The sequence below is a fragment of the Alteromonas sp. LOR genome (genome assembly GCF_000753865.1).
Classification (GTDB): Bacteria; Pseudomonadota; Gammaproteobacteria; order Enterobacterales; family Alteromonadaceae; genus Alteromonas.
In genome coordinates, this window is the sequence record NZ_JQFW01000015.1 from 758,586 (window position 1) to 782,198 (window position 23,613).

Here is a 23,613-nt window from a genome sequence, read left to right on the forward strand (position 1 = left end):
ACAAAGGAGTAAGTACAAAGGCGAATCTACGGAAAAGCACCAATAACGATGTGTAAAAAAGAAGTGCCCCGACACGTCGGGGCACTGTAGCTTTACTCGGAGCCACTTATGCCGATTAAATCAGGCTTAAGTTAGCTTCTCTTCGCATATTAGATGTTCTGACGTTTAATGACGACAACGTCGATTAATACTGGCGCTGAAATTCACTACCTTCATTCCATTTTGGCCACATTGGCGCATTCGCCACATTCACACCTACATCGAATAACATTTGAGTGTCTTGAACAATGCCGCCCATATCCCAATTCTCACGATACTCGTCGCACACTTGGTGATAGCAGCCGGTCACAATCACGTTCATTCGCTTTCGGTATTTAGCTGTTTCTTCATCAGCAGGCTCGTTGCCGCCTTCAGCATACAGTGCTGGAACGCCTTGCTTAGCAAAGCTGAAGTGATCTGAGCGGTAGTAATATCCCGCCTCAGGCTTATCTTCTTGGGTTAACACTCTGCCTTGTTTTTTTGCTGCGGCTCTAAGATAGGTTTCAAGTTCTGATTTACCCATACCTACAACGGCAACATTTTTGGTTTTACCCAAAACATTCATGGCATCCATATTTATGTTTGCCACTGTTTTTTCTAGTGGAATAACAGGGTTAGCTGCATAGTATTTACTGCCTAGTAACCCTTGTTCTTCTGCAGTAACCACTAAAAACGATACTGAACGTTTGGGTCTCGGCGTTAGTGATGAATACGCCTTGGCCATCGCTATCATTGCAGCTGAGCCGGTGGCATTGTCATGGGCGCCATTGTAAATTTGATCGCCTTCTTTGCTTTCATCTTTGCCAAGATGATCCCAATGGGCAGTGTAAATAATATGGTCATCAGCAAACGCAGAGCCTGGTAATGTGGCTATGACGTTATTACTTTCTGATTTTTTGAACGTGTTTTTAACGGTTACCGACGCGGTTATGTCCATGGCCTTGTTGTAAGGCCCTGACATTGCCTTTGCTTTTTCAGCATCAAAGTCCAATCCAGCATCGCTAAATACTTGTTTGGCGGCATCTAGAGTCAGCCAGCCTTCAACAGCAACGCGACTTGCGCCTTTGTCTTCACTAACTAGACCATACTGCGGGCCGCTCCAGCTGTTGGCAACAACCGACCATCCATACGATGCGGGGGCCGATTCGTGTACGATAATAGCTGCTGCAGCGCCTTGGCGGCTGGCTTCTTCATATTTATAGCTCCAACGACCATAATACGTCATTGTCGTACCCTGAAACTTTCCACTCTTTGGGTTTTCAAACCCTGGATCGTTTATGAGGATAACAACCGTTTTCCCTTCAACGTCTAGACCTTCGTAGTCATTCCATTTATATTCTGGTGCGTTAACACCATAGCCTACGAACACTAATTCAGAATCCTTCAGCGAGACCGAAGCTTGTTCACGCTTTGATGATGCCACCATATCTTCTTTATAAGCGAAGCGGTTGTCACCAATAGTCATTGTCATATCAGGGTTCGCGGTGATTTCCATTAACGCTACCTTCTGCAAATAGCTATCGCCATTTCCAGGTTCAAGACCTGCTTCTTTAAATTGGCTAACAAGGTAATCAATGGTTTTCTTCTCACCTTCTGTCGTGGGTAGGCGACCTTCAAATTCATCAGATGAGAGTATTTTTAACGGCTCTCGAATATCTGCATCGGAGATACTGTTGTACACCGAGTCGAAGTTTGTCGTTTCTTGTGCTGTGGCTAACGTATCAGTGTCGCTAACCTTCGTTTCACTGTCGTTGGAAGGGGTACATGCACTTACGCTTAATAGCGTAGGAACAAGTAAGGGCAAGAATATTTTTTTCATTATTAGTCTCTATTAACCGTCTTAGTTTGCTCTACAATAGACCCCAGTATAGAGAAATCCACAAAACGAACCAATAGGTGTTATGCAATCAACAGATATTCCTTTTAGTAAAACGTATTTATCGCAATGTGCCTCGTTAAGTGTTACCCGCCTTTTGACAGAAATGAACTTGATAGACCTCAGAGAGTTTCCTTCGGCAAAGCAGTTAAATGCATTAACGCAATACTTTCATTCCAATTGGCAGGGGCCTCACTTTGTAGCGCAAAGCGAGCTTGGCGAGGATGATACGCGATATTACGAAACTATCATTGGCGAAGATAACCGTGTCCCTACACGGGAGGATAGTTGGCACGACTTGTTCAACGCACTTATCTGGATACAGTTTCCTAACACGAAAGGCTTGTTGAATACGCTGCATGTGAACGATATAAATGAGTTTGGAATTAGTCCCCGTACGGCGAGACGCAATCGCATTACTCACTTCGATGAATGTGGCGTAGTGCTGGCAGTGGAAACCCCCAAAGACAATAATACGGCCGATTTAGAAGCGTTTTTAACGTCACTAGCAACGCACAACTGGCATGAAGTGTTTATAAAACAGCGCAACAAGTGGGCAGGAGATGTCACGCCCTTCATTTTTGGCCACGCAAATTTAGAAATGATGCTAAACCCTTTTATTGGATTAACTGGCAAATGGTTAGCGGTTGCAGTTCCTGAGGGCTTTAGTCAGTTGAGTCAGTGGCAACAACGAAGTGAGTTGGATAATGCCATGGTTAAGCGAATCGCCCAATTAGATGACTTTCAGCAAGCACCTATATTAAAACCTATTCCTTTACTTGGCGTGCCAGGATGGCATCACCCGCAGTCTGACAGTTTTTACGATAATGAAGAGTATTTCAGGCCGGCTAGAAAGGGGGCTAAACAAACAATACAGCTACCGCTGTGGAGACATAGCCAATACTGACATTCTAACGCTATACGTGTTGTAAAATGCCTGTTTACTGGCACGACTCATAGAAAACGGTAGGGCCAGTATTTACCGGCCCTGAATGAGCAGACTAAAATGCAAGTATAGCAACAAGCCATATAGAATAAATCACGAGGTATGGAGCTGCGGCTACAATGGCGGCTTTTTGTCTAGAAAACGATGTCCATTGAGCAATACCGACCATCGCAAGATAAATTCCCCAAAACAGCTCCAGCCTTATAGCTTGAGCAAAGGCATACCACTGTGAATCCATAGGAATACTAAGCATAAAGCTAAGAGAAGTGGGAGCGAGTGTCGCTGGAGATATCTGATGATCGCTTGCGAAAAGCAGTAAGGCAACGCCAATCAAACCCGTTACAACATAGGGCATCGCCACCCACCACGAAAAGCCATACCAGTCAGTAAACCCAAAAACGTGGCTGTCGTCTGAACGAGTAGCAAGATTTAGGTATAAAGCATAAATAGCATTAACGATGGTAAGTACAAAAAATGCCCCAATCAGTTGGGACCACATTAGGCTTGTTCTTGTGAAAAAAGCACGCATTTGATCTTCTTCAGCAGGACTCATATCCCCCTGTGCGGCAATGTTTAAATTCGCGAACCATTCAATATCGACAAAATTCACATAAAGATATTGAAGGACTAGAGTAACGCCCATGACCATAAAAAACGGCATCCAGCTCCAGTTGTTATTCTCGCCAACGGCTTTGAACACCCCATTGGGTTTGAAAAATATATCGTTACACGCTTGAAACGGATTTGACACTGTGTGCATTCTAACTCCCTGAAAAAGTTTAGTTATTTTTATTGGTTTGTTGGCCTGTGGGCCGCTTTAAAGGTTTACAAATAAACAATTAAGCACGCATAGATTACTGAGTTGGTGAATTTAAGTACAGAGAAATGGGCACAAATTAGGTGATTATTTGTAAGTGACTATTTGTAAGTGATTAGCAGATCAGCATGCCTCTTGGTCAACACGCTCCTGTTTACCCACTCTTGATTAACGAGCTCTTGGTCAAAAAGCCGGGGTACAGGTTTACTTTTAAAATGCTAGGCAACAAAAAAGGAAGCCTTCGCTTCCTTTTTAGTTAAATTGTATGCCTACCCGTACGTTTCACCCTATATTTAACCGTAATTTCAACGGAGCTTCTAACCGTGATTTCAACGGAGCTTCTAACCGTACTTTTAAACGTATTTCCAACCGTGTTTCCAACCGTACTTTCTACCTTATTTTGAATAAGGCGCGATGCTGTACTCAAAAATAGGTGATGTTTAGCAGGCACAATACAATGGCGCTATAAACCAATGAGATGGGCAACCCAATTTTTATAAAATGAGAAAAACGGTAGTTCGCGGCATTATAAACCAATAAGTTAGTTTGGTAGCCAAAGGGAGATATAAAACTCGCACTTGCCGCAAAGGCGACGGCGAGAGCAAAGGGCATAAGTGGTGCACCTATAATCTCAACCAAGCCATAAGCAAATGGAAACATTAACGCCGCCGCTGCATTGTTGGTGACAAGCTCGGTGAGTAGAAGCGTGATGAGATAAATAGCAATCAATGCAATAAACCAGTCAGTGCTTGATAATAGCGGCAAGAGCGCCTCTGTAGTAACTGCAATCACGCCAGAGGTTTCTAGTGCGGTAGCCAAACTCAATGCACCCACTATGACAACAATCAAATTGAGGGGGAGATTGCGCTTCATTTCACCGTTAGACGTCACTTTCATAAACACTAACACTGCGGCTAAAAATAAGAGACCAATAGCTAAGTGAATAATATTTGATGCAGCAAGGGCGACAGTGGTTAAAAAGCCGCCTAGGGTTATCCACTCTTGCTTGTTCGTTAGCGGCCGCGCTATTTTCTGTTCAGAAAGTATAAAAAAGTTTTTGCTTAGGTTCTGCCGAGTCGCAAAATCAGGGCCGGCAGCGAGCAGTAAAAAATCACCAGATTTTAATTTTATCTCTCCAAGCTTTCCTGATAGCTGTTCGCCGTCTCTGCGGATAGCCACAACTGCCGCATCGAATAACGCTCTAAAGCCCAACTCTTTAATAGTTTGGCCAATAATTTGAGCGCGGTTAGAAACAACCACTTCGGTGAGGCTTTCCCGTAATACACCGTCTGTTTCTGCAAACATACTTAATCCTTTAATGTGGCTTAAGTTTTCTAACTTCTGCACATTTCCGGAAAATATGAGTTTGTCATGCTCGAGAATGATCAGATCAGGGCCAACAGGTGATATTAGATTTTTATCTCGAACAACTTCAACTAAGAACAGTTCAGGTAAGTTTCGCAGGTGGTTTTGCTCAACGGTTTTGCCGATAAGTTCAGAGCCTGCTTCTACTTCAGCCTCGACCATGTACTCAAAGTAGTTACTGTCTTTGTTGCTGATATTCGGCAAAAGTGGCAGCAATACAAACATCAGTAAGCCACAGCTTAATCCTGCTACTGTGCCATACAAGGTAAAGTCAAAGAAGTTGAAACCAGGGTGACCGTGTTCCTGCAAAAAACTGTCTACTATTAGGTTGGTAGAAGTACCGATAAGAGTAACTGTTCCCCCTAAAATAGCGGCATAAGACAGCGGGATTAGTAATCTTGAAGCAGGGTGATGTTGGTTTTGCTTTATCGGACCAATGAGACTGGCCACAATAGCCGTGTTATTTAACAGTGCTGATGAAATAAAGGTGAGCGAAAATAATCGCCAGTACGAGCGCGTGAAGTCAGCGGTAACGAGCTTTCTACCCAACCGTTTAATGAGTGCAGTTTTATCGATGGCACTACTGACCAAAAGTAACAAAACAAGGGTTATTAAGCCCTTGTTCGTTAAATTCGATAGAATGTCATCTAGCGATAATTGCTGCGTAACCAGTAAGCCTAACACCGCACCTGAAAATACGGTAGCTGGGCGCTGATTGGTAAAAATCAGCGCTAAAATCGTACTGGCAAAAATTGCCAGTACGATGAACTGGGTAACATCCATATATGTCCAGTCCTGCTTATAGCTTGGAAATATCCACAGCGTTCCAATGAGGGAAATGCTTGCGCACTAATTCATTGAATTCTAATTCAAACTCAGAGAAGTTTGGAGAAGTGTGCTGTGCATCACCTGAAATGGCATCAATCACCATACCCGCACCCACGGTGCCATTTGTGAGACGATCAATAACGATAAACGACCCCGTTGGGCGGTTGCGTTTGTAAGGGTCACAGGCAATAGGCTGGGTAAATTTAACGTCTACCACACCAATCTCATTGAGATTAAGGTGCATAGCATCAGTTTCTTCCAGTGTGTTCACATCAATTTGATTATCGATATGCGCTACAACGCCAGGCGTTGATTTGGTGGCAAACTTAAACAAATACTGCTTGTTGGGCATTAACGGTTCTTCTGACATCCACACAAGGTGTGTCTTGAACTGGGTAGACAGCAAAGGCAGGTTATCCGACTTCACAATCATGTCACCACGAGAGATATCAATTTCGTCTTCAAGGGTCAGCGTTACAGCTTGTGGCACGTAGGCCTTTTCTTGATCGCCTTCGAAGGTGACCACTTGCTTCACTTTTGACGTTTTACCTGAAGGCAATGCGGTAATTTCGTCACCGGGTGCTACCTGGCCTGAAACCACTGTGCCAGCAAATCCGCGGAAGTCTAGGTTAGGGCGGTTGACATACTGAACCGGGAACCTGAAATCATCGTGATTATCATCTTCACCAATTTCGATATTTTCCAACATTTCCATCAGCGGAATACCGTCAAACCACGGTGTGTTTTTACTGATACTCACTACGTTGTCGCCCTCAAGCGCTGATAAGGGTACAAATTGAATATCAGGAATATCAAGCTGTTCGGCAAACTTAAGGTAATCTGCCTGAATTTGCTCGTAGACTTCTTGTGAGTATTCCATCAAGTCCATTTTGTTAATAGCAACAATAACGTGCTTGATACCTAATAAAGACACTAGGAAAGAATGGCGTTTAGTTTGTACTTTTACACCACCGCGAGCATCTACAAGAATGATGGCAAGGTCACAAGTAGACGCACCGGTTACCATGTTGCGAGTATATTGCTCATGTCCTGGCGTATCTGAAATGATGAACTTACGCTTGTCGGTAGAGAAGTAGCGGTATGCTACATCAATAGTAATACCTTGTTCGCGCTCAGACTGAAGACCGTCTACTAATAATGCAAGGTCTACTTTTTCGCCTGTAGTACCTGATTTTTTACTGTCTTTAGTAATAGCAGCTAGCTGATCTTCATAAATCATTTTTGAATCGTGAAGAAGACGACCAATCAATGTACTTTTACCGTCATCTACGCTTCCGCAAGTTAGGAAACGAAGCATGTCTTTCTCTTCATGTTGTTCTAGGTAAGACAGGATGTCTTGTCTCAATAATTCGTTTTCGTTGTTCATGTTATGCGCTCACAAGGAAAAAGGGGTTTAATACAGATTCTTTCTGATTGTAGGTAAGATCTTCTGCATTGGAATCTAAAGGATTAGCCGGATCAAGGACAGTCACTTTCGCGCCTGCTGCAATCGCCACGGCATGTGCTGCTCCTGTATCCCATTCTGAGGTCGGGCCTAAACGTGGATAAAGATGCGCTTCACCCTCAGCGACTAAACAGAGTTTCAATGAGCTACCCATTGCAACTAATTCAGTCTCACCGTCAAGTTGCGCTAGCAGATTCTGAATTTCAGGGCTTTGATGAGAGCGGCTTCCAACGATTTTCCAAACGTCGTTTCCACTGTGCTTTGTCGCCGAAATAGGTGCAAACTCACCATTTATTTCAGTCCAAGCACCATCACCTACAATACCTACGTAGCTTTTATTTAATGCAGGAGCGTAAACAATACCCATGGTTGGTTTACCATTTTCAATCAGGGCAATGTTTACCGTAAATTCACCATTTTTCTTGATGAACTCTTTTGTGCCGTCAAGAGGGTCAACCAGCCAATATGACTGCCATTGCTTACGCTCGTCCCACGAGATATCAGCCGATTCTTCAGAAAGAATAGGTAAGTCTGACTCTGCGGTAAGTGCATCAACAATCACGTTATGAGCGGCTAAGTCAGCTTCCGTCAGGGGGCTGGTGTCTTGCTTTTCATAAATGGCAAAATCATTTTCATAAATCGCCATTATTTTATCGCCTGCCTCTTTGGCAATGCGCAGCACAGTTTGTGCTAAAGAATTAATTGGCAGTGTCATTTACACTAATCCTTTTTCGTGAAGCAAAGTGTATAACCGTTCAGCGGTTTGCTCTGCAGGTTCTTCCTGATACGTTAGGTGTACTTCCGGCGACTCAGGTGCTTCGTAGGTAGAGTCGATGCCGGTGAAATCTTTGATTTCGCCGCTGCGGGCTTTCTTGTACAAGCCTTTAGGGTCGCGCTGCTCACAAACCTCAAGGGGGGTATCAACGAAAACTTCTACAAACTCCGTACCTTCAAGCAAGCTGCGACAGTAATCACGGTCTGCTTTAAATGGAGAAATAAACGCAGTCAGCACAATGGTGCCCGAGTCTACAAATAACTTGGCCACTTCACTGATGCGACGAATATTTTCAACTCTGTCTTTATCGCTAAAGCCTAAATCGCCACATAATCCGTGGCGCACATTATCGCCATCAAGCAAATAGGTATGCTTTTGCTTTTCGTGAAGCTTTTTCTCAAGCAAATTAGCCAATGTAGATTTGCCAGAGCCACTTAGCCCCGTTAACCAAAACACTCGTGGACGCTGATTCAATTTTTCAGAGCGTGTCACTTTATTCACTTCATGTTTATGCCAAACAACATTGTCGGTGGCCATTAGAAGTACCCTTCCATCTTTTTCTTCTCCATAGACCCAGAGCTATCGTGATCAATAACTCGACCCTGTCGCTCTGAGGTTTTGGTAAGCAGCATTTCTTGAATTACTTCAGGTAAGGTTGCCGCTGTTGACTCAACAGCACCGGTCAATGGATAACAACCTAGCGTACGGAAGCGAACAGAACGCATTTCAGGTACTTCGCCTTCTTCTAACGGCATGCGATCGTCATCTACCATGATTAGCACGCCGTCACGCTCTACTACAGGACGCGGCTTAGACAGGTACAACTGTGGAATATCGATGTTCTCAAGGTAGATATATTGCCAGATATCTAGCTCTGTCCAGTTAGACATTGGAAATACACGAATACTCTCGCCTTTGTTTACCTGTGAATTATAGATGTTCCACAATTCTGGGCGTTGGTTCTTTGGATCCCAGCGATGGTTGCTGTCGCGGAATGAGTAGACACGCTCTTTTGCACGAGATTTTTCTTCGTCGCGACGGGCTCCACCAAACGCTGCATCAAATTGATACTTGTTAAGTGCCTGCTTAAGAGACTGTGTTTTCATGATGTCAGTGTGTTTAGCTGAACCGTGTGAAAACGGACCCACGCCATGCTCAACACCTTCTTCATTAATATGCACTAGTAAATCGAAGCCGTGCTTTTCGGCTTGCTCATCACGAAATTTAATCATTTCTTGAAACTTCCACGTTGTGTCAACGTGAAGAAGTGGGAATGGGATTTTACCAGGTGCAAAGGCTTTACGTGCTAAATGAAGCAGTACCGAAGAGTCTTTTCCTACCGAGTAAAGCATTACTGGGTTGTCAAACTCAGCAGCAACTTCTCGGAAAATTTGGATGCTCTCGGCTTCGAGTTGTTTCAAATGCGTGATAGACGGGATACTTGCAGTCATTTTGAAGTCCGATTTATGTTATATAAAAAAAAGTTATATGCGGGTTGTTTTTCTGCATAGAAAGATAACATATTTAATTTCAAAAGTAGTATGCCATTTTGCTATTTAAAATAGCTTTCTTATGCCGTAGAAAATAATTGCTATACAATTTAGGCATAAGCGCTATTTTCGCCCATCAGAAAGTAAAAAAGCCCCAAACTGTTTTTGCAGTTTGGGGCTTTTTAAAAGTCATAGCATTATCGATTATCTTGCATTGAACTGCTTTTGGAATTCATCGAATGTCTCGGTTACACCTTCACGGGGCTTACCTGATTTGCTGAGTATCATTATGGTTAAGCTTGAAAGCACAAACCCAGGCACAATCTCGTACATCCAAGCACCTAAAGCCTGACCATTAATGGTGACAGGAAGATAAATCCACAGTAACACCGTTACCGCGCCTACAATCATGCCGCCTAGGGCTGCGCGACGAGTCATCTCACGCTTAAACAGACTAAACAGTACTAGCGGGCCAAATGCTGCGCCAAATCCAGCCCACGCATTACTCACCAATGTCAGTATGGTGCTGTCTCTGTCGTAGGCTAAGAATATTGACACCAACGCGACCGCTACTACGCTAAGGCGACCAGCAACCACTAGCTCTTTATCAGAAGCATCTTTTCGTAAAAAGGCTTGATAGAAGTCGCTAGTTAATGAGCTAGACGTTACCAGCAGTTGTGATGAAATTGTACTCATGATCGCCGCTAGAATAGCCGCAAGTAAAAAGCCACCAATCAACGGGTGAAAGAGAATTTGTGATAGGTAGATAAAGACGGTTTCAGGATCAATCTCGTTACCATTGCCCGTGATATAGGCTAACCCAAACAAACCTGTCATTAATGCGCCGATGATAGACACTATCATCCAACTCATACCGATGTTTCGAGCCGCTGGAATATCTTTCACAGAGCGAATAGCCATGAAACGGACAATAATATGAGGCTGTCCAAAATAACCTAATCCCCATGACATTAATGAGACAATGCCAATAAAGGTAATCGTTTGATTAGTAGAGGCATCCATAAATGCATCAAAAAGGGCAGGGTTAATGTTATCTAATGCGTCGATAGACGCACCAATACCGCCTAATTCACTGATGACCACCGCTGGCACCATGATGAGCGAGACAAACATGATACAGCCTTGCACAAAGTCGGTCATGCTTACGGCCATGAACCCGCCTACCAGCGTGTAGGCAACTACAACCCCTGCAGTGACATACAAGCCAGTTTCATAGCTCAGTCCAAAGGATGTTTCAAATAATTTACCGCCGGCTACAACGCCAGAAGAGGTGTAAAGGGTAAAGAAGACAACAATTACTACAGATGCAATAACTCTAAGAAGACGAGAGTTATCAGCGAAGCGATTTTCAAAATAATCTGGAATAGTAATAGAGTTATTTGCAACTTCGGTATAAATGCGCAGTCGAGGAGCCACGAGTAAGTAGTTGGCTAGTGCGCCAAGGGTTAAACCAACAGCTATCCAGCCAGCAGAAAGTCCTGAGACATACATTGCACCAGGAAGACCCATTAGCATCCAGCCACTCATGTCAGATGCACCAGCAGACAAAGCGGTTACTGCGGGACCCAACTGTCGACCACCAAGCATATACCCTTCAACATTGGTATCAGTTTGCCGGTAAGCAAAAAGACCGATACCCAACATTACAACAAAATACAAACCCAACGAAATAATCGTACCAGTAGCCATATATGTTCCCTATGATTTTTCTTCCATGCTATCACCAATATTTAGGAGTCTCCACGTAAGTAGTTACTCACCGGTTATTTTCTGAGCAGCGGGTTTTAGATTGAAGTGTTGATTATGTAAGCTTTCCCCGTATTTTTGGGGAAAAGACAGGCTGGAAAACGATCAGAAACTAGGCCAGTGAGCTAAAACCAATGAGCTAAAACCAATGAGCTATGAATAATGAGCTATAAATAGTCACGCTTTAGGCATGGGCGAGGGTGGTAGATTCAACCCTTGAGCGTCCGCTGTTTTTTGCTTTATACAAAAGCTCGTCGCATATTTTGATGACCGACTCTGAGCTGATAGACCCGTTCAGCGCCACTACACCACTTGAAAACGAAACGGTAAACGCCTTGTCTGTATGCTCCCAATGGGCGACACGAGAAAACGCGTAATTTAACTCATCGAGTACGCTTTTCACTTCTTGCTCACTGGAGTTCTCAAAGTAGATTAAAAACTCTTCGCCACCATAGCGGCAAAGCAGGTCCGATTTGCGGATACGCTTGCGTATGGTTTGGCTAAAGGTATTTAATACTTCATCACCTACGGCATGACCGTATTTGTCGTTGATGCGCTTGAAATGGTCGATATCAATAAGGGCGAGACACGATGCGGGGTGTTTCTTTAGCAAGGATTTTAATTGTTTTAGCATGGCACGGCGAGTTAAGGCGCCAGTGAGTGAGTCGGTATCTGCCTTGGTGTCGCTTTTCCTTTTCGCTATCCATAGCCATGTAGTCAAAATTGAACAAATAATGGTTATAAGAGCGAAAACCGTAGTGCGCAGCTTTTCTTTATCACCTGCCAATCCTGTATTTTCTTTTTGTAAGGTGGCAAGCTCTTTTTGACGGTATTTGGCAAGCTCTATATCTCGGGAAAGCATGTTTAATTTATTGCTGGCTGAAAGTTGAAACTTTTCATCATGATAATTTACTATCATTTCGCGATACTTTTCCTGATACAAAAATGCATTTTCTGCATCTCCCCGAACTTCATATATATGCTTTAGAGCAAGAAATTTGCCTAATAACGCCTTTTTTTTATACGGAACAGTCATTAGCTTTTCATTTATCGCATCTTCATAAGCAAGAATTGCCGCCATGAACTCCTCATCACTACCTTTTATCGCTGTATAAATTGCGGTGGCGGTAGGTATTACATCAAGAGAGAATGATGGAATGTCAGCGCTAGAGTTTATGATGCGGGAGGAGATTTCAAGCAGTCTCTCCCTATCTCCTTCCGCTAATCGCGAAGCATATATACTCATCCTAAGCATATCAATATAGACACTTTTGAAGTTTTTCTGGGATGGTTCAATTGAATTGGCTTCTTTAAGAAGCTCCAGCGCCTCAGTAAATTTACTTAGCCTGTTTAAGGCACTTACCGCTAGAGTAAAGTCACTGGTATCTAAAGTTCCAAGTTTCTTTTTTAAAGAGATCTGCATTCGAGTATGGTAAGCAGCTTTACTGGGTATATTGAGGTCTAGGTAACTGTCTGCAAGCAAATAGTGCACACCCTGTTGGTCAAATTCCATTTCAAGTTTGTTATCGAATTTGTCAATAGGAAGATAGGGCAATGCATTTTCGTATTCTTGAATTGCTCGTATCGGTGATGAGTCAGAATATTCTATGGCCAGCCATAACGTTGCAATTGCTATAGCTTTAGTATCACCTGAGAGTAGTAATTCTTGCTTTAGATCGTCGAGCGCAGGGATTGTTGCACTGAGCCGTTTCAAAGAGCCTTGATAGTCGTTAATACCTTTTATGTAAATGTAATAGCCCCTTAATGCTGCATAAACCCTAATGTTGAACTCTTTTAAAGTCTGCCAGTGCTTTTCCAGAAGAGCTCTTTTAATAACGATAGGAAGGCGAGGTGTGTTTTTATGCTGAACATTAGACAGTGCCATTGTATGACGAAAAACGACACTGATATCGGATTCATCAGACTGAATATCGCTTTGGTGCAGTTTTAGGAGAATTTCTTCATTTGAGTGTTTAGAAGGGTAGTTCCACTCATAAAGAACGGCATGCGCGAGGTTAGCATAAGCATTTACCTGATTTTTCATGCTGGTATCATTGCTAGAAGCTAGGGAAGGGAACGTTATAAAAAGCATGAGTATGCACTTAAGCGCTAGCTTATTTGCACAATGACATAATAACGTTACTGCTGTGCCTTTGATGCTACCAGCGAGTTTTTTTGATCTACGGCTCACTTACTGCTCTTAACTCTATACTGCTTAGGACGAATTGAACTTGTCTCAATAGATAATTATGCACGCTCGCAAAGCTACAATTTGTAGCCTATGTGCGACACTACTTAATTAGTCTAAAGTATAGAGTTTACAGCGCTTGGTTGCACCTTAAATTTTTAAAATGAACATAAGGCTATGTTTGCTACCAAGTCGACGACGTTGGCAGCAAATTAGCGTAAGTAGAAAGAAAAGCTATAAGCGGTTGAAAAGCTAAATACTTTTCTGTTTGCTTAAGCAGAAAACTGAAGTCTATTGGCAACCGCGTCTTTCATAGTAGATAGGTCGCTGCCTTTATTACCCACGACAATTATATTGGCCTGTTGCATTTTGAAGCTCTCGCCGTGAAAGGAGTCATCTTCAAATTCGCTTGGCACTTTAAAATTGTCACGACTTGGCACCACAAAAACTGACATTTTACCCTGCGGTGTATCGACAATAAGGTGCAGGCTCTGTACGGTGCTGAGGTGGCAGTAGTTGGCAACCTCTACACCATCAATCATAGTGTCGAAGCTAGCGCCAAAGCTCGCCAGTTTCGCGTTTACCATATTTAAATCAACGGGTAATAGGGAGTGAGATTCCTCTACATCAGCATATTGCATATGAGCCAGCGCATGGTCGCCCAAACTAATGGACTGCTGCTGAAGCATAGTGAAACTAATCCCCACAGCAAATGCGACAGATGCGGCTATCGCCACATACCAGCGGCTTCTTTTCTTGTAGCGGCTAAATTCATCGGCCGATTGCTGCCAAATAAGTTTACTCGCTAAATCTTCTGGTACATCAACTTTAAGAGTTTGCTTAAGCTTATTGTCGAATGCTTTTTGTTCCTGCCAAAAAGCGCGCTTTTTCTCATCTGCATTCGCAGCAGCGACTAAATCGCTGTCAGTTGTATTAGGATCAGCGTAAATTCTACGTCTAAATTCTAATTCATCCATTAGCTTGACCTCTATGTTGATTCTGTTTCTCCAGCGCCTCTTTTAACTGATTTCGAGCCCGAAAAAGCCGTGTCATTACTGTGTTTTTGTTGAGATCTAATTGAGTCGCTATTTCTTCACCGCTAAAACCAAATAACAGCTGCAGAATAAGCGGCTCTCTATATTCAATGCTTAAGGTACCGAGTAACCTATGCAGTTCTCGTTCTTTAATATCGCCTTCAGCTTGCTGAGTGTCGTCGTGAATGAAAACATCATCGATATCTACGAGCTCTAACTGTTTTCGTTCGAAGCGGCGGGCATTTTCACGGCGCAATATAGTGATTAACCAACCTTTGGCTGCTTTTTCGTCGTTTAAGGCGTCGAGAGAACGCCATGCCCGTAGGAATGTTTCTTGAACAATGTCTTCCGCCACACTTCTGTCTTTGACTAACCAGTAGGCATAACGAAATATATCGGCGTGAAATGCTTTCACTAGGGCTTCGTATCTTTGATGCTTTGCTTTCATACTCGATAAGACCTGAGTGTTATCGATTTTATTTCGAGCAAACATAAAATAAATTCCAAAAAGGGTTAATTTTTTTAACGTCTCACACCAAATACCGACTTAAAGAAACCTAAAAGACATCTTTTGAGCAAAAAAAAGCGCCATGCTTTAAGCGACGGCGCTTCTTAGAACTCTATTTGGAAAATACAGAACGTTTACATAGCGCTTTGGGTTGCTATCCAGCTATCGATGTTTTCCTCAAGCATTGAAAGCGGGACCGGTCCATACTTTAATACTTCATCATGAAAACCTTTCCAATCGAAGTTGTCGCCGAGCTCGTTCATTGCTTTCTCGCGCAACTCCATAATTTTCAATTTTCCAATCATGTACGCTGTGGCCTGCCCAGGCATAGCAATATAGCGTTCAATAGCCTTTTGTGCATCATATTCTGGGTTCGGCGTATTTTCTACCAAGTAATCGACGGCTTTTTCGCGAGACCATTTTTTTGCATGGATGCCGGTGTCTACGACAAGACGACAAGCACGCCAGAGCTCCATGGCTAACCTACCAAAGTCAGAATAGGGGTCTTCATAAAACCCCATATCTTTAGCAAGCTCTTCAGTGTAGAGTCCCCAGCCCTCGGTGTAAGCGGTAAAGCTTAAGAACTTTTGGAACTGCGGAATACCGTCGAGCTCTTGAGCAATGGTACGCTGCATATGATGGCCTGGAATGCCTTCATGATATGCCAAAGCCTCTAACTGGTAAGTTGGCATCGCTTTCATGTCGTATAGGTTAGCATAGTAAATACCTGGTCTACTGCCATCTTGTGCCGGGCTCTGATAGAAAGCTTTCCCCGCCGACTGCTCTCTAAACGCCTCAACGCGTTTTACTATCATTGGCGCTTCGGGAAGTATTCCAAAATATTCAGGGATCATTTCTCTCATATCATCGATAGCTTGCTTAGCATCGTCTAGATATTGCTGTCTGCCCTCGGGAGTAGAGGGAAGGTAGAACTGGTCGTCTTCGCGCATAAATACGAAAAACTCTTGCAGCGTACCTTCAAATCCTACTTCTTTCATAATGCCGCGCATGGCGTTGTGAATACGTTCCACATTTTCTAAACCTATGTCATGCACTTCTCGGGCAGTAAGGTCGGTGGTAGTGAACCAGTTTAGACGGTTTTGGTACCACTTATCGCCATCAGGCAAACGCCATACACCATCGCCTTCAGGTGATAATGTTTTTTGGTGCTCAAGCTCATTGATAAAACGGGTATAGGCTGGTTTAACTGAAGCCGTAAGTGCGCGTTTAGCGTCTGTGAGCAGCGTTGTCTTTTCACTGTCACCAATGTCCAATGCATTCACTTTGTTTTGGAAGTCGTTCAATAATGTTGAAGGGGTGTCTGAGTCATCAAATGGCGCCCCCTTTATTACATTTTCAGAGGCATCCACCATTTGGTCATAAGCCCATTTTGGCGGAAATACGCCTACTTTCTCTCTTATCTTCATTTGGTCGATAACTTGATCAAAGTAGGTACTTACATTAGTTAGTCGGCCGATATACGCCACTGCATCTTCTTTGCTCTTCACACTATGAATGTTAATTAGGAAGCTTGGGACTTGGGTATGAGCCGCTCTGAATTGATGGACAATATATCTATGATGACGAAACTCGTCATTGGCCAAGTCTCTCTCAATTCCAAGCTTGTATAAACGCAAGCTTAAATTTTCTTGGTCACTCAGTTTTAGCGTGTCGAAACTCTCTAGTGTCTTAAGCCTGTTCTTCGCTATAGCAATACGCGCGTCTTTCTCGTCTTCGCTAATGTCATCCCACTTGTCATAGTCCCACTTTTTTCCTAAGTAGCTTTGAAAAAGTGGTGAGCGTTTAAGGTCATCTTCAAATGAGTTTTCAAAAAAAGTAGCAAGACGTTGGGATTCCGTTTGCCCTGACTCGCTTTGTGATTTTACTTCCGGCGCTTGGGATTGCGGTGTTTCATTGGCAGGTGAACAAGCCGTTAGCGTTAAAAGTGCTAACGCAACTGGTGTTAGTGAAAAGAGTGACGTTTTCATGTTATCTCCCGGTAGTGGTTGGCCGCACTATTGTTGGTGCGGCTATTTTTATTGTTTTGTTATCTTCTGTCGTTTTTACAAATTTACCGTATTCACTCACAGGCGCTATTAACTAGCGCTAGTGCGTGGCACGATTTACTCGCTTACACTGTTTACTGACGATGTAGGGTAAAGCTTAGAAAGTGTAGCGCCTTTACTTTTAGCGTGCATAAAATGCGCTTTTCTAGCCGCCTCAACTTCTGACATCAGTTCAGACAGAATTTGATTAATACTGTCTGTGCTTTTAGCATTATTAGACTTTGAAAAACGGGCTTGTTGTAATTTATCCAGAGGCCCTCTAATCGCTACTGTGTCGCTTGAGTCTTCTGGCATTGGCCGCCCACTCTCATTGCCATTTAAGGCGCGAAGCCATACTTGTAACGCGCTATCAATTTGTGAAATATCTTTTGCTTTCAGTATGCTAATAAGGACGTTATACGCTTTCTTTTCAACGCTAGAATTGTGTTGATGGTTCAATACGGCTGACGTAGACATGCTACTTCTATTCTCACTCATTTGAGAGCCTTGACGACTTCTCTTTATAAACAGTACCAAAACAACAAGGGTAACTAACCAACCCAATGCCAGCACGCTAATGAGTAACCAAAGTGTTGTTGTATCGCTTGATTCTGCAATCTTCGGCTCATTTGGCTTAATGTCAGAAGCGGCATTTGAAGGCGTTTGGGCCACATAGGGCGTTTCATCTTCTGGGGCTGCTTGGGGCGGGGCACTATCGGTTTGCCCAGAGGCCGCGAGCACGTTAATTGAGCGGGGCGGAATAGTCGCATACTCTGTTTGCTCAGTGAGCGTATTGAACCAAGGAATAGTCACCTCTGGCAAAACCATTTTGCCAGGCTCCGTAGGAATAATAGCTAGCGAGCTCTGTCGCTGAGCAATCAGGTTTTGATTTTTTTCAACTGTAGTCGTGTTTGATTGATCTGGGTATAGCTTGAACGTAGGCGGATAGAATTCCGGTATTTCAGGCAATTGCTCTTCAACCACACCGAGTGCGGTGAGAGTGACTATTCGCGTAACAGGCTCGCCAACAACAAAATTGTCACCTTGCGGCCACTCCTCATCAATTCTCACCATTTCCGATGGAAGCCATGCATAATCAATATCACGAGGAATAGGGTTTATATTTACGACAATATCTGGCCCCACACGGTTAATTTGTTGCGTGCGGTTAAAAAAGCCAAACCGTTGATTTGTATTTGCCGCCATCACCTCGCCGGTAAATACAGGGCCTCGTAGCGTGAATTCTCCAGAAGCTTGAGGTACCACTGCAAATTGGCGCTCAATAATTTGATAACGTCTTCCATTTAATATGTCAGCGTATTGCTTATCATCACCTAGTTGCCTTATTTCCGCATTCTCCATTTCCGGCGCCTGCAAACTACCTCTTTCAATATTGCTAGAGAGGTGTAATTTTACGGTGTAGAGTAATTGCTGATTAAGGTACGCCTCGTTCTTGTCTATGTCAGTGGTAACGAAATAATCCCTTGCTACATTACTTTGTTCCTGTACTGGGATCACTGAAACTTCAATGGGTGTTGTCGTTTTATCTTCTATGCGCAAAGAAGGAATGGTAAATGTCCCTTCTTTTCGAGGAAACAGGGTAGTCGTCCAGGTGGTGGTGCGCTTCGCATCAAAATTCACTATAGAGGTTTGACTGCTCACCGACGTTCGCCCCACCACAAAGTCCTTTAACAATGATGAGCTATCGAACGCATCCCGATCGGCGCTGCCGTTTGCCGTAACTGTGAGTCTTATAGCTTCGTCTAACATCACCGGGTTGCGATCGATAGTGACTTCAACTGACTCAATATCAGCCTGCACGTGAAAAGTGACGAAAAAAGTACAAATTAACGTTAATACTGTAGATTTAGATAAAGCTTTCATCTACCAATCTCTCCGGTTTGATGGCATGCGCTGCCTTTTGCGTTTCTCAGCCTCTAGCTGCATTTTTCTTTTTAGCAAAAATGCAGGATCATCGGGTACTCTTCGCATTAGGTTTTCCATGCGTTGCATTTCTTCTTTTTCTGCATCCGTTAGCGGTTGCTCTTGAGCTCCTGCGGCTATATCTTCAGCGTCTGCTTGGTTGTCTTGGGTTTCAGCAACCTCACTATTTTGCTGATTAGACTCAGAAAAATTTTCGCTTTCTGATGGTTCTCTCGCAGCTTCTTGCTCATCATTTTGTTCGTCTGATGGCTGTTGATTGTTTTGCTGCTGAGATTGCTCTGAATCTTGATCTTGTTCCGAGCCTTTGCTTTGGTCTGAATTTTCTTGTTTAGCTTTGTTTTCAGGGCTATTTTCATTTTCAGAGCTGTTCTCGTTTTCAGAGCCTTGAGATTGTTCCCCTTGCTCTCCCTGTTGGTCGCCTTGTTGCTGATCTTGCTCTGACTGATCACCATCCTGTTGCCCGCTCTCTTGATTACCCTGCTCTTGATTCTCCTGCTCTTGTTGCTGTTGATTGAGCAACTCCTCTAGCAGTGATTTATTGGCCTGAGCATCTTCATGATCTGGCTGCTGTTCTAACACCTCATTGTATTTTTGAATAGCTGCCTCAAGTTTTCCGAGCTTGGCAAGGGCATTGCCTTGATTGTACAGACTGGCAATGCCGGGGACGTCTTGATAGGCAGCTAATGCCTCCTCAAATCGGCCAGCTTTATAGAGTGATGATGCTTTCCAGTTATTGTCTTCAAACTGCTCTGCAGCGTCCTTAAACTGCGCTTGCTGGTAACTATTTAACCCTTCTTGGTCTGCATTTAAAAATGGAGTTTGCCACCACGATAGAGGGGTATCTGATGCGGTGTCAGTTTGGGCCTGCGGCTCTGCAGATGCTTTTGCAAATGTTTGCTCAGATGTCTGTGCGTGTGCTACCTGGCTATCAAAGGGAGTTAGCACTCCTACTATGACAAAAAAGAGTAAACCTCGGCGAAACGCAAAGGCAGCGAAAGGCAAGATGAGCAATATAAGGTATGGACCAGCTTCTTTCCATTGGTCGCCCTTTGAATCACTTTCTTCTTCACTCGTGTCGTTAGCGTCACGCTCTAACAATGACACTGTGCTTAGCGCCTCAATATCGTCATCGTTTGAGGTAAAGGATTCAAGCTGGCCGCCACTTGCTCTGATGACGCCACGGATCACATCCTCTTTTAGTTTAGGAACGACGATGCTTCCAGATGTATCTTTAAGCAGTTCGCCATTTAGCTGTCTAATTGGTGCGCCTTCAGCAGTACCCACCGTCAGAGCGTTCACTGTAAATGGAATGCCGCTCACGTATTCCTGAAGCTCTTGTTGCTGACCAAACTCAATACCATCTGTTATCCAGTAAATTGCCCCGTTGTTAAAGCCGGCATTGGTTAGCAGTTCGACGGCCGCTTCTATACCAAGGAGTGGATCGCTACCAGGTACCGGCATGATCTCTGGGGATAAACTGGGAAGTAGACTAGTAATGTTCGCGGCATCTTCAGTTAAAGGGCTTATAACGAAGGCGTCGCCAGCATAGGCCACCAACCCCATTTCGCCCTCGGAGATCGTGTTGACTAAATCGATGGCCTTGTATTTGGCGCGAGTGAGCCTGTCTGGTGTCATATCCGTTGCTCGCATTGACATCGACATATCAATAACTACCACATGACCCATTTTAAGCTGATAAACCGGCTGGGGAAGGCGTTCCCATGTTGGACCTGCAAGCGCTACAACGGCAATACACCATGTGAATGGAAGTAACCAAAGTGGTGGACGTTTTCCTTTTTCCACTTTTCCCACAACCATATGGTTATAGAGGTGAGCGGGAATCACCGATTGCCAGCCCGAATACTTCGCAGAGCGAGTTCTTAGCCACACATAAAGCACTAACAACGGGATTGCACTGTAAAACCACTCAGGTCGAATAAAGTGAAGGTTGTTTAAGAAATCAAAGTTGTTTAAAAAATCCGAGTTGTTTAAAAAGTCAGAGTTGATCACGCCTGCTTCTCCACGCTTTCTTTATCGGTGCTTTTTAAGCTCAGACCACCAAACAGCGACTTTAAAAATGCACATATTACCCATAACATCGAGCCTAATAGAGCGAAGGCTAACGGGTAGTAAAACAATGCCGTAAGCGGGCGCATTTTGCGAGTTTCACCTTCGATAGGCTCAAGAGTATCAAGCTGTTGATAAATGGAATTGAGCTCTTCAGCATTGCGAGCGCGAAAATACTGCCCGCCAGTAGAACTAGCAATATCCGAAAGCATCGTTTCGTCTAGCTCTTGGGAAGGGTTTATTTGTCGGCTGCCGAAAAAGCTTTGGATGAGCATTTTGTCAGCGCCTACACCAATCGTGTATATTTTTACGCCTTTATTGATTGCCAGTTCCTTTGCTTGTTCTGGTGTGATGTTACCTGCTGTGTTTTGACCATCAGTGAGAAGAATGAGCACGTTATTTGATTCATCTTTTGCATCAAACCGTTTTACCGCCAAGCCTATTGCATCGCCAATAGCAGTCTGTTCACCGACTAACCCGATAACGGCTTCACTAAGAAGTGTAGATACGGTTTCTCTATCGTACGTGAGAGGCGCCTGAACATAGGCTGTATCAGCAAATAGAATGAGCCCTAACCTGTCACCCACTCGGCGTTGAATAAAATCGTACACCACAGACTTTGTCATTGTTAGCCGATTAACCTGCCGGCCATTTAACTGCATATCGTCTATTTTCATGCTGCCGGATAAATCAACCGCAAGCATCATTTCTCTGCCTTCATTTGGAATGCTGACGGGCTCACCTAGCCACTGGGGTTGAGCGGCAGCCGTGACTAACGCTAGCCATATAAGCGTTGCTGTTGCCAGCGCTACCTTACTCTTTTTAACCGTTCTGTCTTCATTGTGTTGCTCGGGACGCAGCCTAGGCACTCGAAGAGCAGCCAACGAAGGTTCTGACGCCTTAGGTACTAGAAACCTCACTATCAAGGGCAAAGGCAGTGCAAGAAATGCCCACCACCAATTGAAATCCAGCATTATAATGTTGCCTCTAAATACGACGGAATACGATGTTGCCTTGGAAATTTTGCGTTTTTAATCCACATTTTTACAGCATCATGGGAGACAGCAAAATCAGTATGCTGTGCACTATTTCGATAAAGGTTCGCATGTAACGAAGTCAGGCCTTCATTAAGGGTTTGCGCGTTTTTAGGGCACGAAGCTAACAGAAAATCTCGCCACTGCTGATTATGCAGGCTACTGATGCGTTCTTTAGGAAAGTAGGAAAGGGCGGTTCGCTTTAATAATGTATTTAACTGAACAGGCCAATCATCGGCATGCTCTGATATTGTCCCTAATGCCTTTAATGCTTCCTTGCGAGGTCTGTTAAATGCAATTCGACGTTTTATGAAAACAATGAGGGCAATCAATACAACCACACTCAATAGCATTAAAAGCCACCATCCCCAATCGAGTGGCCACCAATCAACGCCCGTAGGTGTTTTAATGTCTCGCAACTGAGAAAGTGGATCTTGTTCTGGTGATGCTTGTAACGCCATTACACTTTCTCTCTTTGCATACTTTGAAGTTGCTCATCTAATGGATAGGCGCTAGAGACGTGATAGCGTGCAATGCTCATCTGTTTGAGCGTTTGCGTAATTGCTGTGTTTTGTTCTTCGCGCCATTCACTGTAGCTGAGCGTTTCCTTGCTATCGCCAAGTACCCAACGCTGATTCACAACGCCATCAGACACGTTTACGCTTTGCAGCGCGTTGGTTTCTGGCAACTTGTGTTCGAAGGGATCATCGACAACGATAGCTCTCACTTCACAATGACGTGTGAGGTGCGTTAAATGCTGCTGTGCCGCTGTGCTCATGTTTTGAAAATCAGAAACTAAATAAACCAAACTACCTGGCTTAGCCAAACGCCTTGCTCTAGCGCAAGCGTCAGAAAAAGCGTCTCGGTCGCGAGCAGTATTCGGCTGCTCCCCATGAGCACCTTGGCTTAATGCTATTAGCTCATGGCAAACGTGAAGTACGGCTTTTTTTCTACTTAATGGCTTTATTTCTTTGTGACTATTTTGATTAAAAACCAAGGCGCCTACTTTGTCTCCTCGAGCGGCGGCAGACCAACTTATTAGCGAAGAGATATGCGCTGCTTGAACGGCCTTTGTCAGTAGTTTCGTGCCAAACCCCATGGAAGGAAGGTAGTCGCAGAAAATAAAAACAGGACGTTCTCTTTCTTCTCTATAAATTTTGGTATGGGTTTTTCCAGTTCTCGCAGTTACGCGCCAGTCGATGGCTCGAATATCGTCACCAGGCTGGTAGTGGCGGGCCTCATCGAATTCCATGCCTCTACCTTTATGCTTGGTGAGATAGCTCCCGCTTAAGCGCGCTTGTGGCACCTTTTTGGGAGTTAAGTTCATCAGTTTTGCCAGCTGCTGATAGCGCAGTAACTCTGCTGTCGTCAGATTTACCCCATCGCTTTTTAACTTCTCTAATTGCGAGTGAATGTTTGACATGG

Annotated in this window: 18 protein-coding genes; 1 reads left to right on the forward strand and 17 read right to left on the reverse strand. The window is 43.9% G+C overall.

Annotation, left to right across the window (positions count from 1 at the left end; genetic code table 11):
• Nucleotides 1-184: 184 nt before the first annotated feature.
• Nucleotides 185-1,858: a M28 family metallopeptidase gene (locus JV36_RS0108650; RefSeq protein WP_032094513.1), complete on the reverse strand. Its 1,674-nt coding sequence runs from the start codon at nt 1,856-1,858 to the stop codon at nt 185-187.
• A gap of 82 nt (nt 1,859-1,940) precedes the next feature.
• Here JV36_RS0108650 and JV36_RS0108655 point away from each other — a divergent pair, with 82 nt between their 5' ends.
• Nucleotides 1,941-2,822 (forward strand): DUF3025 domain-containing protein, encoded by an 882-nt coding sequence (locus JV36_RS0108655; protein ID WP_032094514.1) that lies wholly within the window; start codon nt 1,941-1,943, stop codon nt 2,820-2,822.
• 94 nt (nt 2,823-2,916) lie between these two features.
• Here the strand turns inward: JV36_RS0108655 and JV36_RS0108660 are convergent, their stop codons facing one another.
• The 16 genes from JV36_RS0108660 to JV36_RS0108735 all read right to left on the reverse strand — a co-directional run bounded on the left by JV36_RS0108660 (nt 2,917) and on the right by JV36_RS0108735 (nt 23,611).
• Nucleotides 2,917-3,621, reverse strand: coding sequence for a YIP1 family protein (locus JV36_RS0108660; RefSeq protein ID WP_032094515.1), 705 nt, complete (start codon nt 3,619-3,621; stop codon nt 2,917-2,919).
• 480 nt (nt 3,622-4,101) lie between these two features.
• Nucleotides 4,102-5,826 (reverse strand): SLC13 family permease, encoded by a 1,725-nt coding sequence (locus tag JV36_RS0108665; protein ID WP_032094516.1) that lies wholly within the window; start codon nt 5,824-5,826, stop codon nt 4,102-4,104.
• 16 nt (nt 5,827-5,842) lie between these two features.
• On the reverse strand, nt 5,843-7,258 hold the full coding sequence (gene cysN, locus JV36_RS0108670; protein WP_032094517.1) for a sulfate adenylyltransferase subunit CysN: 1,416 nt from the start codon (nt 7,256-7,258) through the stop codon (nt 5,843-5,845).
• Nucleotide 7,259: 1 nt separating this feature from the next.
• Nucleotides 7,260-8,051: a 3'(2'),5'-bisphosphate nucleotidase CysQ gene (cysQ, locus tag JV36_RS0108675; RefSeq protein WP_032094518.1), complete on the reverse strand. Its 792-nt coding sequence runs from the start codon at nt 8,049-8,051 to the stop codon at nt 7,260-7,262.
• The gene (gene cysC, locus JV36_RS0108680; RefSeq protein ID WP_032094519.1) at nt 8,052-8,648 is read right to left on the reverse strand and encodes an adenylyl-sulfate kinase; all 597 of its coding nucleotides are present in this window, start codon (nt 8,646-8,648) and stop codon (nt 8,052-8,054) included. It abuts the gene before it with no gap.
• On the reverse strand, nt 8,648-9,562 hold the full coding sequence (gene cysD / locus JV36_RS0108685) for a sulfate adenylyltransferase subunit CysD (RefSeq protein ID WP_032094520.1): 915 nt from the start codon (nt 9,560-9,562) through the stop codon (nt 8,648-8,650). Before cysD ends, cysC begins: the two co-directional genes overlap by 1 nt.
• A gap of 243 nt (nt 9,563-9,805) precedes the next feature.
• Nucleotides 9,806-11,311, reverse strand: coding sequence for a sodium/proline symporter PutP (putP, locus tag JV36_RS0108690; RefSeq protein ID WP_032094521.1), 1,506 nt, complete (start codon nt 11,309-11,311; stop codon nt 9,806-9,808).
• Nucleotides 11,312-11,552: 241 nt separating this feature from the next.
• Nucleotides 11,553-13,412, reverse strand: coding sequence for a GGDEF domain-containing protein (locus tag JV36_RS0108695; RefSeq protein ID WP_160173343.1), 1,860 nt, complete (start codon nt 13,410-13,412; stop codon nt 11,553-11,555).
• A 416-nt stretch (nt 13,413-13,828) separates the two neighbouring features.
• Nucleotides 13,829-14,533, reverse strand: a complete 705-nt coding sequence (locus JV36_RS0108700) for a DUF3379 family protein (RefSeq protein ID WP_032094522.1) — start codon at nt 14,531-14,533, stop codon at nt 13,829-13,831.
• Nucleotides 14,526-15,083: a sigma-70 family RNA polymerase sigma factor gene (locus JV36_RS0108705; protein ID WP_032094523.1), complete on the reverse strand. Its 558-nt coding sequence runs from the start codon at nt 15,081-15,083 to the stop codon at nt 14,526-14,528. Before JV36_RS0108705 ends, JV36_RS0108700 begins: the two co-directional genes overlap by 8 nt.
• 149 nt (nt 15,084-15,232) lie before the next feature.
• Nucleotides 15,233-17,086: a DUF885 domain-containing protein gene (locus tag JV36_RS0108710; protein ID WP_032094524.1), complete on the reverse strand. Its 1,854-nt coding sequence runs from the start codon at nt 17,084-17,086 to the stop codon at nt 15,233-15,235.
• A gap of 135 nt (nt 17,087-17,221) precedes the next feature.
• On the reverse strand, nt 17,222-19,027 hold the full coding sequence (locus JV36_RS0108715) for a BatD family protein (RefSeq protein WP_032094525.1): 1,806 nt from the start codon (nt 19,025-19,027) through the stop codon (nt 17,222-17,224).
• On the reverse strand, nt 19,028-21,097 hold the full coding sequence (locus tag JV36_RS0108720; protein ID WP_235207801.1) for a VWA domain-containing protein: 2,070 nt from the start codon (nt 21,095-21,097) through the stop codon (nt 19,028-19,030).
• A complete protein-coding gene (locus tag JV36_RS0108725) occupies nt 21,094-22,128 on the reverse strand; it encodes a vWA domain-containing protein (protein WP_032094526.1) in 1,035 nt (344 codons plus the stop codon). The genes JV36_RS0108720 and JV36_RS0108725 overlap by 4 nt, the downstream gene beginning before the upstream one ends.
• Nucleotides 22,128-22,649, reverse strand: coding sequence for a DUF4381 domain-containing protein (locus JV36_RS0108730; protein WP_052010017.1), 522 nt, complete (start codon nt 22,647-22,649; stop codon nt 22,128-22,130). Before JV36_RS0108730 ends, JV36_RS0108725 begins: the two co-directional genes overlap by 1 nt.
• Nucleotides 22,649-23,611, reverse strand: coding sequence for a DUF58 domain-containing protein (locus JV36_RS0108735; protein WP_032094527.1), 963 nt, complete (start codon nt 23,609-23,611; stop codon nt 22,649-22,651). The genes JV36_RS0108730 and JV36_RS0108735 overlap by 1 nt, the downstream gene beginning before the upstream one ends.
• Nucleotides 23,612-23,613 lie beyond the last annotated feature (2 nt).